The 14,661-nt window shown below is 59.7% G+C and carries 10 protein-coding genes and 2 riboswitches; of the genes, 5 read left to right on the top strand and 5 right to left on the bottom strand.

Going from position 1 to position 14,661, the window contains the following annotated elements; all coding sequences use genetic code 11:
• Positions 1-50: 50 nt before the first annotated feature.
• Positions 51-138, bottom strand: a riboswitch (cyclic di-GMP riboswitch).
• A gap of 315 nt (positions 139-453) precedes the next feature.
• Positions 454-1,689 (top strand): sensor domain-containing diguanylate cyclase, encoded by a 1,236-nt coding sequence (locus ACB042_RS09540; protein ID WP_335832444.1) that lies wholly within the window; start codon positions 454-456, stop codon positions 1,687-1,689.
• Positions 1,690-1,819: 130 nt separating this feature from the next.
• Here ACB042_RS09540 and ACB042_RS09535 read toward each other — a convergent pair whose 3' ends face one another.
• Entirely contained in the window at positions 1,820-4,414 is a 2,595-nt protein-coding gene (locus ACB042_RS09535; protein ID WP_371178298.1) for a glycosyl hydrolase family 18 protein, read from the bottom strand.
• 103 nt (positions 4,415-4,517) lie between these two features.
• A riboswitch (cyclic di-GMP riboswitch) is annotated at positions 4,518-4,605 on the bottom strand.
• Positions 4,606-4,839: 234 nt separating this feature from the next.
• Positions 4,840-8,295, bottom strand: coding sequence for a NahK/ErcS family hybrid sensor histidine kinase/response regulator (locus ACB042_RS09530; RefSeq protein ID WP_371178297.1), 3,456 nt, complete (start codon positions 8,293-8,295; stop codon positions 4,840-4,842).
• Between the two features lie 215 nt (positions 8,296-8,510).
• Between ACB042_RS09530 and ACB042_RS09525 the strand changes: the two genes are divergently transcribed.
• The 3 genes from ACB042_RS09525 to ACB042_RS09515 are packed head-to-tail and all read left to right on the top strand — an operon-like array spanning position 8,511 to position 10,501.
• On the top strand, positions 8,511-9,059 hold the full coding sequence (locus ACB042_RS09525; protein WP_371178296.1) for a DUF2975 domain-containing protein: 549 nt from the start codon (positions 8,511-8,513) through the stop codon (positions 9,057-9,059).
• A gap of 7 nt (positions 9,060-9,066) precedes the next feature.
• Positions 9,067-9,276 carry a helix-turn-helix transcriptional regulator gene (locus ACB042_RS09520; RefSeq protein WP_005335250.1) on the top strand — a complete coding sequence of 70 codons (210 nt, stop codon included), beginning with the start codon at positions 9,067-9,069 and terminating at the stop codon, positions 9,274-9,276.
• A 7-nt stretch (positions 9,277-9,283) separates the two neighbouring features.
• Entirely contained in the window at positions 9,284-10,501 is a 1,218-nt protein-coding gene (locus ACB042_RS09515) for a hypothetical protein (RefSeq protein ID WP_371178295.1), read from the top strand.
• 70 nt (positions 10,502-10,571) lie between these two features.
• Here the strand turns inward: ACB042_RS09515 and ACB042_RS09510 are convergent, their stop codons facing one another.
• Positions 10,572-11,726 carry a 3-phenylpropionate MFS transporter gene (locus ACB042_RS09510; protein ID WP_371178294.1) on the bottom strand — a complete coding sequence of 385 codons (1,155 nt, stop codon included), beginning with the start codon at positions 11,724-11,726 and terminating at the stop codon, positions 10,572-10,574.
• A 423-nt stretch (positions 11,727-12,149) separates the two neighbouring features.
• On the opposite strand from ACB042_RS09510, the gene ACB042_RS09505 reads away from it, so the two are divergent.
• Positions 12,150-12,581, top strand: a complete 432-nt coding sequence (locus ACB042_RS09505; protein ID WP_005335309.1) for a universal stress protein — start codon at positions 12,150-12,152, stop codon at positions 12,579-12,581.
• Between the two features lie 77 nt (positions 12,582-12,658).
• Here ACB042_RS09505 and ACB042_RS09500 read toward each other — a convergent pair whose 3' ends face one another.
• On the bottom strand, positions 12,659-13,294 hold the full coding sequence (locus tag ACB042_RS09500; RefSeq protein WP_005354246.1) for a murein L,D-transpeptidase catalytic domain family protein: 636 nt from the start codon (positions 13,292-13,294) through the stop codon (positions 12,659-12,661).
• A gap of 174 nt (positions 13,295-13,468) precedes the next feature.
• On the bottom strand, positions 13,469-14,575 hold the full coding sequence (locus tag ACB042_RS09495; RefSeq protein ID WP_371178293.1) for a porin: 1,107 nt from the start codon (positions 14,573-14,575) through the stop codon (positions 13,469-13,471).
• Positions 14,576-14,661 lie beyond the last annotated feature (86 nt).

The raw sequence follows: 14,661 nt of genomic DNA, 5'->3' as shown, positions 1-14,661 counted from the left end.
CAGGTGACACAAAAACGGCCACCCCTTGGCAAAGGCAGCCTGCATTCTACTGTGGTGGCCCCGCTATCCTAGGTCGTCTTGACCCTTAGACCGGAAGCTTTGCGTCCCGACTTTTCAATCGGTTTGCCCTTGTCACAACGTTATTTCTGGCGATAAATAATCGCCGATTGACTGTAGGGTAATTCTGATAAGTAAGCAAATCGGACCATTGCCAGCCCACCAGTTACCAACCCCGACAATTACCCACTTTCAAGAAATTAATGTTTAAAAAACAGCCTGATACGCAGACATAATCTCATCACCTCCAACCAGATACCTCACACCATTTTTTTGATCTGCATCACACCAAATTGAGAAAAATCAATGAGTAAGAACAATATGCGACAAAAGACCCATATGTATCGCAACTAATGAATTTATAATCGCCGCTTTGCATGGCCAGCAGGTGTCTTCATGCCCAGCGAATTGCCCTCACGCACCCGGTTATCCAGATACGACAAATTTGTTCGTTTGACGATTTATGCCTTGCCACTGGCCGGGATGATCTGGCTTATCAACAGCCTCAATGGCTGGCAAAGGGCGCCGCTTGCCAGCACCTTGCTAGTCCAGAGCTACCTTATCTGCACCTTCTGGCTCTATCGCCACTACCGCTACCATCTGCACCGCCAGTGGCAGCATCTGAGTGAGGCGCTCAAGATCAACGAAACCACCGCCGAACTGGCCCGCAACTCGGCGCAATACCAGACCGAAGAGGCCTTTCTGGAGGACCTGCTCAGACGAGCCGTGATGTTGATCCCGGGAGCCGAGATGGGCTGCCTGATCAAGCTGCTGCCGGGCACAGGCATGTTGAGATATGAAGCCGCCATCGGCATGGATCTGGTGAAACTGCGGCGGATCAATCTGCCGCTGGAGCACACCTTTCAGTACAAGCTGACTCAGGGGCGCTGCAACAAAACACTGCTGATCAACGACCTGTCGAAGATAAACGCCACCATGCCCCTGTCCGAACAGGACAGAGAGCTGCTGGTTAACTGCACCGACCTGCCCATCCAGGCCACGCTGGCGACCCCGATCCATATCGATGGTCAGCTCTACGGCATGATCAATATGGACAGCAGCAAACGTAATGCCTTTACCCGCTACGACAGCCACCTGATGGCGATCCTGGCGCGGGATATTCGCCACGCCATCACCATCTATCAGCAGTCCCGCCGCATCTATCAGCTGGCCAATACCGACCAGCTGACCGGGCTCGCCAATCGCCAGCAATTCGAACTCGCTCTGCAGGGACAGCCGGAAGGCACCCTGCTGCTGATCGACATGGATAATCTCAAGCAGCTCAATGACAGCAGTGGCCATTTGGCCGGTGATCAGGCCCTGCGCCTTATCGCTGATGGCATACGCCAGCACTTCGGTCAGGGGGTGATTGCCGCCCGCTTCGGCGGGGATGAGTTTGTGCTGCTCACCACTCTGACACCGACCGAGCTGCAACAGGCGATGGCCAGGCTGACCACCATGCTGGCCAGCGCCTCCCCCACTATCTCGTGCAGCATGGGGATGGCCCCCTATCGCGGCGACTTTGCCGCTGCGTTTGCCATAGCCGATGCCGACATGTACCAACACAAGCGGCACCACAAAGAGCAACGTGCGGCACAGATGCCAGCTATCGGGGAGAGCATTAATCACTAGCCCGGAAGGGCTGCTTTGCAGGCACAAAAGAGAAGCTGGGTGGGGAAACCGGTTGGCAGACCCGCCAGAATGTGGCGAAGCGGGGAGAAAAAACGGGGCATGACCGGCATGCCCCGCCACCATTCAATGCTTATTTACAGCTGGCGGCTCCCACATCCTGCCAGACGTCGTGTTTGCCGGGCTCATTGCCCTTGGTCCAGTACTGCGCCTTCCACTGACGGCCGTTATGGGTGGTGAGCTCGCCACCGTTGTAGGCCACATTGGCATCCCACCCCAGTTGCACCTTGCTCACCAGCAGCCACTGATCCGCGGTGCGGCTCGGCTCGTTGCCCTGGGTCCAGTACTTGGCCTGCCACACCAGCTGGTTGTGGCTCACCTTGTCGCCGCTGTTATAGGTGCTTGCCGCTTTCCAGACTGGCCAGTTGGCCGCATCCGGATCGGTCGCCGTGCAACCACCGCCGTTGCTGGCCGGTTTGACCGTCAGACGGGTTGCCGCGCTGGCATCCAGCCCGCCGTCGGAGACGGTGACGCTCAGGTCATAGCCGGTGTCACTGGTTACGCTCGGGCCGGTGACCACCAGAGTGGCGCTGTTCTGGCCCGTTGCGGTGATGCCTGCCGGCACGCTCCACTGATAAGTGAGTGGATCACCGTTCGGATCAGAGGCGGTCGCCTTGATGGTCACCTGCTTGCCCGCCTCCACAGAGGCCGTAGCAGGTAGACTCACCACCGGCGCCAGATTGGCCTGCGGCGCCTTGTTGGTGACAACAACCTGATCCTTGGCACTCAACTGCTGGTCATCGGTCACCGTCAGCTCGAACACCAGATTGATGTCGGCAGTCACCGCATCGAGTACAACACGGGCCTTGGCCTGAGTGGCATCAAGCAGGGCAGCCTGCGGGCCGGAGATCTGCTTCCAGCTGTAGCTGAGAGTGCTGTTTTCCGGATCGTGTGAGGCCGAACCATCCAGCGTCACCTCGGTCGGGCCGGTCACCTTGAGGTCACTGCCTGCATTGGCCAATGGCGGCTTGTTGGCTGGTGGAGTCGTCCCCTCGCCGTGGCCCAGCCCTTCATGCATGGCATTGAGGATGTCGCCGTTGTCGGCATCGATCTCCCAGGAGAAGAGGCCACCGAGCTTGCTGGCCAGCACATACTGCCCCTTGGCCTTGACCGAGCGCTCGTTGTCATAGGTGATGAGATCGCCGGTCGCCGCCTTGAAGAGATAGGGCGCCTCGGCCACCTCGTCGTAGCCCTTCTCCCAGCCCGCCCCCATCCGGTTGTTGACGATGTCGCGGTAATCCACCACCCCGTCCTCCCAGGTGCCTTTCACCTTGCCGGTCGCCTTGCCGGTGAAGGGGTTGTTGCCCTGATATCCGCTTACCCCGGTCCAGCCACGGCCATACATGGCGGCACCGACCACCAGCTTGCCCGGTTCAACCCCCTGCGCCAGCAGCTGATTCACCGCCTTGTCGGTGGTGTACTTGGTATCGGGGTCCCAGCTCGCCGCATAGAGGTTGGTCTGGTGACCCAGCTCGGTGTTGCTCCAGGCACCGTTGTAGTCGTAGGTCATCATGAAGATGTGGTCCATGTAGGGCTGGGCCGCCTTGTAGTCCACATCCTGGATCTTGTCACCCCCCGCACCAATGGCCGAGGTGAGCTCATACTGGCGACCGGTCTCGGCCTCCAGCTCGTCGAGCATGGCACGCAGCTCCTTCATCAGGGCCACATAGGTGGCACCATCACTCGGGCTACCCAGTTTCGGGTTGGCACCCTGTCCGCCCGGATACTCCCAGTCGATATCCACACCGTCGAAGAACTTCCAGGTCTGCAGGAACTCTTTCACCGAACCGACAAACACGTCACGCTTGGTTTTGTCACCGAGGAAGTAGAAGGGGTCGGAGAGGGTCCAACCGCCGACCGAGGGGAGGATCTTGAGGTTCGGATAGGCCTGCTTGAGCGCCATCAGGGCGCCAAAGTTGCCCTTGTAGGGCTCGTCATGGGCAGTGAGGTTGCCTTGCGGCATTTGGATGGCGGCCCAGGGATCGTGCATCGCCACCTTGAAGTCGGCGCGACCGGCACACGCCCGCTGCAGCGCCTGGAAGCTCCCTTCGATCTCCTTGAGGCTGTCGTTGAGGCCATCCCCGCCGCAGATGGGGGTGAAACCATAGAGGATATGGGTCAGGTTCTGGGCCGGGATCTTGTCCACCGTAAACTTGCGGCCATAGACCCCCCACTCCACATAGTAAGTCCCCACCACCTTGCCCGACTTGTTGGCGTAGGGCTTGTTGTTCTCCTGCAGCGGCGCCTTGAGTGGCGCCAGATGACTGCCGTCGGTATCGGCGACCACGATCTCCTTGGCATCAGAGAGGGTACAGCCATCGGCGTTGCACAGCGCCACCTGCATCTGGTAGCGCCCCCCTTTCTTCACCTTGAATTTGGCGCTGCCCGCCGCGGCCGAGGGGCCGGACCACACCTCCTGACCATTGAGCAGTACCTTGGCACTCTGGCCCAGATCGCCGCTCCAGAGGTTCCAGTTCACCTCCACATCGGCGGCATCCTTTACCCTGACCAGATTGTTGTAGGCAGTGGCCGCCTGATCGACTTCAACGATGGAAAACTTGGTGGGGCCCCATCCGATGGTGGGCTTGCCGGGCGCCGCAGCATAAGCGGACGAGGCGCAGCACAGACCGACCGCGAGGGCCAGCATGGTAGGCTTTGGACTTAGCATTTTTTATATTTCCCTATTTCGTTATGTTGGCAACGAAAAGGGCTACGCCCTGACAGGTAACGCAGACGGCAGTGCGGCCTCTTGGCAAAGGTGCACAACAACCTGTGGTGGCCCCGCTATCTCAAGTACGGCTCATCCCTGGACCGGAAGCTTAGCGTCCCGATCTTGCGATCGGTTTGCCCTTCGGTTACTTCATTTGCGATGCAAAAAATCGCATCCCGACTATAGAGTGAGCCAATCCGGTCTGCCACTGTCGGCATTGACCGACAGTGGCAAGCCAATACTGTAACTGGCGGCGATTGCGCTGGAAGATGAAGAGATCTTCGCCAATAAATCTCTGTTTTCGGCATTTATCCATGACCAGGGTCCACGGGATCATTGCGCAGTTTTGTGAGCAGGTTCACGGCTAGCAGCCCCGGCTGCGGCTAGCGCAGCAGCAGACTGTTCATCAGAGCCCGCAGTTTGAGCGGTTTGACCGGTTTGCTAATGTAGCCATACCCACGCTCGCGGATCTGCACCTGCAGCTCGCTCTTGCGATCAGCGCTGATGATGATGCCTCCCAGCTCGTCGCCACACACTCGCTGGAGGGCAGCGAGCGCCTCCAACCCGGTCTTGCCGTCGTCGAGGTGGTAGTCGGAGAGCACCAGTCTCGGCACAAACCCCTCTGCTACCAGCGCCTCGGCTTCGGCCAGATCGACGGCGCAGCGCACCTCGCAGCCCCAACGGCCGAGCAGGGTGCTCATGGCGGTCAGAATGTCCCGCTCGTTGTCGATACAGAGCACGGCTACACCTTCCAGCTGGCTGTCACGCACCACCGGCGCCGCCAGCTGATGGGCCGTGACCGGCCGGGTCGCCAGATTGAGGGTCACCGCAAAGACCGATCCCTTGCCCGGCCAACTCTGCAAAGTGAGCTGATGACCGAGCACCAGCGAGATGCCACGGGCGATGGCAAGCCCCAGACCCAGCCCCTGCTCCTTGGCGGTGCGGGAGTGATCGAGGCGGGAGAACTCGTCAAAAATAGCCTCCTGCTTGTCCTGCGGGATGCCGGGGCCGTTATCCCACACCTCGATGCGGATCTTCTCCCCCATTCGGCGGCAACCGAGCAGCACCCGGCCCCCCGGGTTGTAGCGAAACGCATTGGTGAGGAAGTTCTGCAGCACCCGGCGCAGCAGCCGCACATCGCTGTGCACCGCGTGCTTGCTCTCCACCACCGAGAAGTGGATCCCCCCCGCCTGCGCCAACACGCCAAACTCAGCCTTGAGGTTGTCGAGCAGATCGCGCAGGGCAAAGTCGAGCTTCTTGGCTTTGAACTTGCCCGCTTCGAGCCGCGAGATATCGAGCAGATCGGTGATGAGATCCTCGGTCGCCCCCAGCGCATCGTCGATATGGCGGGCGATGCGCGCCTGCTCGCCAGCATCGGGCAACATCTCCAGCAGGGAGGAGGTAAACAGCTTGGCGGCATTGAGGGGCTGGGTCAGATCGTGGCTGACCGCCGCCAGAAAACGGCTCTTGGATTGATTGGCCCGCTCCACCTGCTGGTTCACCAGCAGCAGTTGGCGGTTGAGTTCGGAGAGCTCACGGGTGCGCTCGGCCACCCGCGCCTCCAGATGTTCGTTCGCTTCGCGCAACACCCGCTCCGCATCGCGAAACGGCGTGATGTCGGTAAAGGTCATGACGAAACCACCGGCGGGCATGGGGTTGCCCTGCATCTCGATCACCCGCCCGTCCGGGCGCTCACGCGCCGAGATATGGGCGCTGCCGCGCTTCATAAAGGCGACCCGCCGCGCCACGTGCTCCTCAATATCGCCGAGGCCACAAAGCCCCTGCTGGGCGTTGTAGCGGATGATCTCCTCGATGGGACGCCCTGCCTGAATAAGCCCCGGCGGATAGTGGAACAGCTCGATGTAACGGCGGTTCCAGGCCACCAGCCGAAGTTCCCTGTCCACCACCGAGATCCCCTGCCCGATATGCTCGATCGCCCCCTGCAGCAGGCCGCGGTTGAAGCGAAACACGTCGGAGGCCTCATCGACTATGGTGGCGATCTCCTCGAGCTGCATGTTGCGCCCCTGCAGGGCAGAGGCGAGCACCAGCCGCGCCGACGAAGTGCCAAATACCCCCGCCAGCAGCCGCTCGGTGTGGGCAATCAGTTCGGCCGAAGCCTGCATCTGGGGCGCCAGGGTGCCGCCCCGCTCACCGGCGAAACGACCAAAGGCGCGTTTGACCCGGCTTGAGCCGACGAAGCGGGCCGCCAGCATCTCCAGCTCCTTGACCGAGACCCGCGCCTGATAGAGGGCGGCGGTATCACGGCTCGGCTTGCCGACAAAGTTGGCCGCCTGCAGCCGCTCGCTCACCGCAGGGCGCGACAATAAGGAACCGGCCACATAGCCGAGCAGGTTGAAGAGCAGGCTCAGGAAGATGCACCAGGCCCCGAGACTCAGCTCGCGAAACGCAGGCCAGTCCGGCGGTGCAAGCAGTTCGGCCAGCGGTGAACCGGCCAGCAACCCGCTCTCCACCAGCAGGGTGACGAACCAGAGGCTCACCCCGAGGCTCAACCCAAGATAGACCCCCTTGCGATTGCCGTGACGCCAGTAGAGACCGAGCAGCAGGGCCGGTGCAAACTGGGCCACCGCGCCAAAGGAGAGATAGCCGATGCGCGACAGACTGGTGAGATCGCCGAGCCAGAGGTAGAGCCCCCAGGCCGCCAGCAAGATCAGCAGGATGGCGCCACGGCGCACCTGCAACAGCAGCCGCACCAGCCGCTCGTCGCGTCCCTGCCGCCAGAAGCGGCGCAGCAGCACCGGCAGCACCAGATCGTTGCTCACCATGATCGCCAGCGCGATGGTGCAGACGATTACCATGCCGGTGGCCGCCGAGGTGCCGCCGAGAAACGCCAGCATCGCCATGCCATCGAACCCGAGTGCCATCGGCAGGCTGATCACATAGGTGTCGGAGGCCATGTCAGCACCGACCCACTGCTTGCCCGCCAGCGCCAACGGCCAGATAAAGAGCCCCATCACGAACAGGTAGAGCGGGAAAATCCAGCGCGCCCAGTGCAGATCCTGCCCCTGATTGTTCTCCACCACAGTCACATGAAACTGGCGCGGTAGGCAGATGACGGCGCACATCGCCAACACCGTATAAATGGCAAGCTCCAGCAGGTTGCCGGGGCTCACCGCCACCACCTGCGCAAAGAAGTCGCGGGTCACCTGCTCGTGAGCCTCGCCCGGTTTGCTCAGGATCAGCCAGAGGGCGAAGCCCCCCACCGCGATAAAGGCCAGCAATTTGACCACCGACTCGAAAGCGATGGCCACCACCATCCCCCTGTGGTGCTCGGTGGCATCGAGATGGCGGGTGCCGAACAGGATGCTGAACAGCGCCAGCAGCAGAGTGACCCCGAGCGCCAACTCGCTGGTGTTGCTGGTCGGGCTGATGCCGCCGCTGTTGACCATCAGCAGATCCAGCCCGGTGACGATGGCTTTGAGCTGCAACACCAGATAGGGGAGGATCCCCATGATGGCGATAAGAGCGATCACCATGGCGAGCCGCTGGGATTTGCCGTAACGGGCGGCGATAAAGTCGGCGATGGAGGTGATGTGCTCGCGCTTGGCCACCAGAATAAGGCGCGCCAGCAGCCGCCAGCCAAACAGAAAGACCAGCATGGGGCCAAGGTAGATGGGCACCGGCGACCAGGGGGATTCACTCGCCTGCCCCACGGTGCCGAAGAAGGTCCAGGAGGTGCAGTAGACCGCCAGCGACAGGCTGTAGAGCAGCGGTTGCCCCTTGAGACGGTGCCGTTTGTGCTTGTCTGCCACGAAGGCGATCAGAAACAGCAGCCCCAGATAGGTGAGCGACAATCCGATCAGCAGCCATCCCTGGTGCATCGATAACTCCTTGTCCATGTTGAGTTTTTGTATACAGCCTCGCCAGTCTAGAGAGGCTGCAGCCAAAAGTCATCCCCTTCGGAGAGATTGAAATTATCGTTTTTCAATAAGTTTTATCTTGACTGTATATCGCAAAACAATAAACATTGCCGATGTGAATATTGATAAACGATAAACTTTACCTTTCAGATAAAACCATCACAGTAAGGAATGAGATGATCTCCAACAAACTCGAACGCTCGAGCATGCTGATCGAATGGCTGCTACTGCTGGCACTGCTGGCGACCCCTTTGATCACCTTGCTGGAGGTGTGGACCCCCTTCGGTGGCGCCGATTTTCTGCAGGAGAAGCTCAACACCATCTTGAGCCGCCCCGGCATCAATCCTGCCGACTATCCCCTTCACTTCTCCACCCGGCTGCTCGGCACCCTGGTGCAGCTGTTGCCGGATCTGGTCTTTATGATGATGCTCTGGCAACTGCGTCAGCTGTTTCGCGGCTACCACGCCGGTCTGCTCTTCACCTTCGAGCAGATCCGCCGCTATCGGCAGATCGGACTGCTGCTCTGTACAACCTTCCTGGTCGAATTGATCCTGACCCCCTTGCTGGATACGGTGCTCACCATGAGAGGCCCGGAAGTACTCGGTACCATAGCGCTGAGTACCTCCGATTTCCGAGTACTGCTGGCGGGACTGATCGTACTGGCGCTGGCGCTGGTCATGCGCGAGGCCAAACTGCTGGCCGATGAACAGCAACTGACGGTGTGAGGAACGTATGCCCATTATCATCCGCCTCGATGCCCTGCTGGCAGAGCGCAAAATGACCGCCCGCGAGCTGGCCCAGCGCATCGACATCACCGAGGCCAACCTCTCGATCCTCAAGAATGGCCACGCCAAGGCGGTGCGCTTCTCCACTCTGGAGGCCATCTGCCGTGAACTCAAATGCCAGCCCGGCGATCTGCTGGGCTACGAGCAGGAGCGCTAACCCCCTTATGAGTCGTCATATCACCCTGTTTGCCCTGTGGCTGCTGCCACTGTGGGCCTGCGCTGGCAATGACGCAAGCGGCCCCCGCTATCTTATCGAGCAGGGCGCCAGCGCCAATGTGCTGCAAGTGCACCTCACTATGCAGGGCAAACCTCCCTTTAGCCTGCTCCCCGCTCGTCAGTTGCCGGGCAGTGCCACGCTGGTTTCCCCCGCGCTGGTCTGCCTTGCAAACAACCAGCCGGTTGCCCTCAACCAGCCCTTCTCCTGCAAGGAGATCGGCTGGCAGATCACGCTCACACCGGCTCCGGCACTGGGTGCAGATGCCTCGGTCCAACAGTCGCTTCTGTTCGCACCCAATCAGTGGCTATTGACCGAGTGGGGTAACTTTGTGCGCCAGATGGGGAGTCGCCAAGGAAAGGTTTGTCTGCCGGATGGCAGCTGCCAACCGCTGCCGGATGTCAACCAACCGCCGCTGATCCTGCCGTTTGGTCTGGACACAGTGCCCGTCACCAAGCCGGATCCGCGGCTGGTGCTGAGCCATGACGAGACCGCCAACCAGCTCGATCTGCCGGCCTTGCAGCAGCAACTGAATGAGATCATCGACTATCTGGCCTTCCAGCTTGATGTGGATCCGCCCACTCACCCATGGCAACTGGTGTGGCTGGGGCGGGATGTGGCAACCAGCTCTCTCGGCGGCGCCGCCGGAGATCAGGTGTTTGTTGCCAACTACCCCACCGAGGCTGGCAAACCGACGCCACAGGCCCCCTTGCGCCTGCTGCGCACCTCGGCCCACGAGGCGGTGCATATCCTCAGCGCTCGCCGCGCAGCTCCACAGCCCACCTGGGTCAACGAGAGCCTCGCCGAGTACCTCGCCATCAAGGCGCTGCGCCGCTTTCGGCTGCATCAAGTCACGGCGGTCAACGAGCTGGCCGAACGGGGCAACCAGCTGCCCCATAGCGATAGCGGCCTCTATCGGGCGGCCCGCGAGGTGCTGGCGGGCGATCGCTCCTACTACCCGCTCTTTTACATCAAGGGGAGCGCCTTCTGGGAAGCGCTGGAGCGGGAGCTGCAGCACAATGACGTGACGCTGGCGCAACTACTGCCCCAGCTGGGCTGGCTACCGGATGGCCGCTTTGATGCCGCCTCCAATGAGCTGCTTGCCGGCACCATCGGCTCGGATACCTGGCGCCGCCTCAGCCGCCTCTATCTTGGCGAGCAGCAGTAACGCCGCAAACCGCAGCAACGAAAAAGGGAGAGCCGTGGCTCTCCCTTTTGTTAGGTGAAATAGACAAATATCAGGCTGGAGCACTCTCCTGCGCAGACGGCGCAAAGGGGCGCAGCCGCAGGAAGAACACCGGCAAGACCACCAGCACCATCAGGAAGAAGATGCCACCGCCGAGAGGCTCGAACAGCACGCCACAGACAGCCATCAGGGCCGCCACCGTCATGCCGAGGCCAAGGGCCGCATAGAGCGCCTGAGTCGGGATCAACTGCTCGGCCGGTAGCTGACGGGTCATAAAGCGCACCGCCCCCAGATGGCTCATACCGAACGTCACCGAGTGGAGCAATTGCCCCAGCACCAGCACCCACAACTCGGTCGAGGCCCCCAGCAATACCCAGCGCACCACACAACCGATGGCACCGGCGATAAAGAGACTCTGGGCGCCAAAGCGCTGCAAGAAACGCTTGTCGGCGGCAAACATACAGATCTCCGCCACCACCCCGAGCGCCCACAGATAGCCGATGATGGTGCCGCTATATCCTTGCGCCTTCCAGTAGATGGCGCTGAAACCGTAATAAGCGGCGTGGCTCCCCTGCAGCAGAGCGGTCAGCAGCAGGAAGCGACGCACCGGCGCGCTGCGAAGGGTTGCCAGCAAGGACGCCTTGGCGCGCTCGCCCTGACTATCCTGTGGCGCCGGATAGAGCGGCAGCCAGCTGAGCAGCAGCATCAGCACCAGCCCCGCCACCATGGTGTGCAAAATCCAGTCACTACCGAAGTTGCCCACCAACGCCCCCACCAAGGTCGAGGCGACAATAAAGGCAAAGGAGCCGCACAGCCGCACCTTGCCGTAATCGAGGTGCGCCTGCACCACCATGCGGGTCGCCAGCGCCTCCCCCACCGGCATCAGAGTCGGATAGATAAAGTTCGCCAGCAGGGTCAAGCCCACCAGCCACCAGAGGTTATGACTGAGATAGAAGCCGAGAAACGCCAGCAGACTGAGCAGGGAGAGCAACCGGGTAACCGGCAGCAGATGGCCCGCCCCCTTGATCTGCCCCATCACCATCAGGTTGCCGGCAAAGCGGATCGCCATCCCCGCCCCCAGCAGGAGACCAATCATCTCGGCGCTGACGCCCATCCCCTCCAGCCAGAGCGACCAGAACGGCAAGTAAGCGCCGTAGACAAAATAGAAGGCGCCGAAAAAGAGCGCTAACCAGGAAAACGCGGGCATAGATCCTCTGCAACCGGATGACGGGAGCAGAATGATAACCCATCCTCCCCCGCAGATCCCGATGGAAACCCTGCGCAGAAAACGAAAAAACTTCAATAAAATTGAACTATTACCGAAGAGGTGGGGTCTACCTGGTAACACCTCCTCCTGGTTAGTGTTGCAATCCTTCCACCCGCCCATGGCGGGTTTCTTTTTTGCTGAATGAATATAGTCAGGTCAGACCGATGCGCAGCATGGTCAGCATTATCTTCGCAGGGGTGAGGAGAGCACGTATCACCTGATTTATACCATGCATTGATCGCGGCGGGCGGAGAAAACATCCCGCATCTCCATTTTGCGACAGGGTCGAGGGTTATTTACGGTCGGATCGTTATGATCGAGTAAAGATTCAATAGCACCCCAATCAGTAGAGGAGACTGCATTATGCCATCGATCAAGACTCTGCTCTGTCCAGTCGATTTTTCCCAAATGTCTCGCGCGGTACTCGACTATGCCGTTTTCATGGCACAGAGCCATCAGGCTCAGCTCAAGCTGATCCACGTGGTTGATCAACTGCACGGTTTTGACAGTTACAAGATCCTTCATATGACGGCCATCGAGATCACCCACGAGATGGAGCGTCAGGCCAGAACCCAGCTCAAAGAGCTGGTTGCCACCCTGCCGATCCCGGCCACCTTTGATATTCGCTTTGGCCGCGCCGCCGATGAAATTGTCATTCAGGCCAAGGAGGATGAGGTTGAGCTGATCGTGATGGGCAGCCACGGTCGCTCCGGTATCAGCCATCTGCTGGTAGGCAGTGTCGCCGAGTCTGTGGTGCGTCATGCACCCTGTCCGGTACTGGTGGTGCGCCAATAACGCGCCACGTTTAGTGTGAAAAGCGTAACAAACAAGGCCAGCGATTGCTGGCCTTGCGTTTTCTGGTGTTGTACCCGCTAGCCGTGAGCGTAGATGACACTCCCCCCCTTGATGGTATCTATGATGGCCCTGGCCTGCTCTTTGGGCAGGGCGGGGCAACCCCAGCTGCGGCCCAGCTTGTCATATTTGCGCAGATGGGTCGGGCTGGCATAGGCGGCGCCATGTACCACGATGGCACGCTTGCGGGCATTGCTGTTCTTGCCAGGGCTGAGCCCGTCCAGCCGCAGGGAGTAGCCATGCTTGCCCAGATAGGTTTCTGCAGTGCGATAGACGCCAAGGGAACTTTGGCGGGAGTTGAGCTGGTTGGAAAAGTGTTTTGCGGCCAGTTCACCTGAGTTGCGGCCATGACTGACCCAAGTGTGATAAAGCAGCTTGTGGCGTTTCATATCGATGACAAACAGCCTGCGCTGGGTGGATGGCTTGCTGTAATCGATGATGGTGAGAATGGGTTTGCGTTTGTGGCGTACAGTTTGATAACTGTTGAGTGCCTGACGAAAGGTCTGTTTATCCAGCTTGCCGGCCAGACCCAGTTGACGATAGAGGCTCTGATCCCAGCTGGCATCTGCCGTGCTGCTCCAGATGAGCGATATCAACAGCAGTGGCAACAGCAGCCATCCGCGTTGCCAGTCTATGTTCCCGCGCGCTTGTCTCATCCGTGAATATCTCCTTGTCACTCCCTGTCAACGACGCGGATATTGCCATCAATCCGCTCGATAGTTATATGCAAGGTGCTGAAAAGGCGCAATAAAAAAACCGGCCGCAGAGCGGCCGGAAGTAATTCAAACAGTAGACATTGGTATCACAGGGTATAACTGACTTCCAATTACTTAGAAGTTGTACTGCAGGGCAACCGCGACTACGTCGTCGGTGTTCTTGCCCAGAGAGTTGGTGGACTTGCCATCTACGGAGTCCAGCAGGTTCAGCTTGTAATCAACGTAGGCGTTGAAGTTCTCGGTGAAGTTGTACCAGGCACCGATAGATACGTACTCGGTGTAGGTATCATCGATACCGCGAGCGGAGTCTTTCACGTCAGTGCGCAGGTAGGCCAGAGAAGGCTTGAACTTGCCGATGGTGTACTGGGCAACGGCTTCGTAGCCATCCATCTTCTCGGCGTAGCCGTTGTTGACGAACAGGTGGTCTTCACCGTGGGAGTAGGTTGCAGCCAGGTAGAGGTCGCCAGTTGCATATTTGGCGCCGATGCCCATCAGCTTGGCATCCTTGTCGCCACCGAAGGCGGCATAGCGAGCTTGCTCGTCGGTCTTACCAGCTTGGTTATAGGCAGCACCCAAGCTCAGGCCCATATCGAAATCGTAGTTGGCAGATACTGCGAAGCCTTCAGCAGAACCTTTGCTATTCCAGCTTTCGCCGTTGTAGGTGTTGCCGTTGAAAGATTCAGTGATTGCACTGCGACCGGCGTTTTGCGGATCGTTGTTACCGGTGAACTGGGCACCCAGAGTCAGACCCTGGTAGGTGTAGATGTACTGGGCCAGACCGTTGGTACGGCCGGTGCCGAATACTTCGGTATCTTTGCCCAGGCCGTCACCGCCCCACTCAGGCAGGACGTCGGTATAGTTGTTGACGGCCTTGGTGAACAGGCCATCCTGACGACCATAGCTGAATGCGCCGAAACGGTCGTGCTTGATGCCGGCATAGGCATAACGCAGCTCGTCGTTGTCAGAACCGGAAGTCGGCAGGTTGTACTCGGCAAAGCCGAACGCCTTCATCTCGGGAGCAATCTTGGTCTCGCCAGCAACGTGCAGACGGAAGTAGCTCTGGTCACCTTCGGAACCGTTGTCGTCAGTACCGTAGTAAGCACCTTGTGCACGGCCGCCGATTTCCAGCTTGGTATCGTTCTGGTTGTAAACGGTAGCAGCATGGGCGCCGCTCGCCAGCAGCAGGCTGGAGATGGCAATAGTCAGTGCAGACTTCTTCATATGCGTTATTCCTCTGATGTAAACACTTCCGAACTTGTTGTCGGTTCTGTGAAATCGGAAATAGTCCGATAGCCACACGGTAGGCG

The organism is Aeromonas sp. S13(2024) (assembly GCF_041402405.1).
Lineage (GTDB): Bacteria > Pseudomonadota > Gammaproteobacteria > Enterobacterales > Aeromonadaceae > Aeromonas > Aeromonas veronii.
The sequence above is the reverse complement of the archived record's forward strand: the minus strand, read 5'-3'. Positions and strand labels throughout refer to the sequence as shown.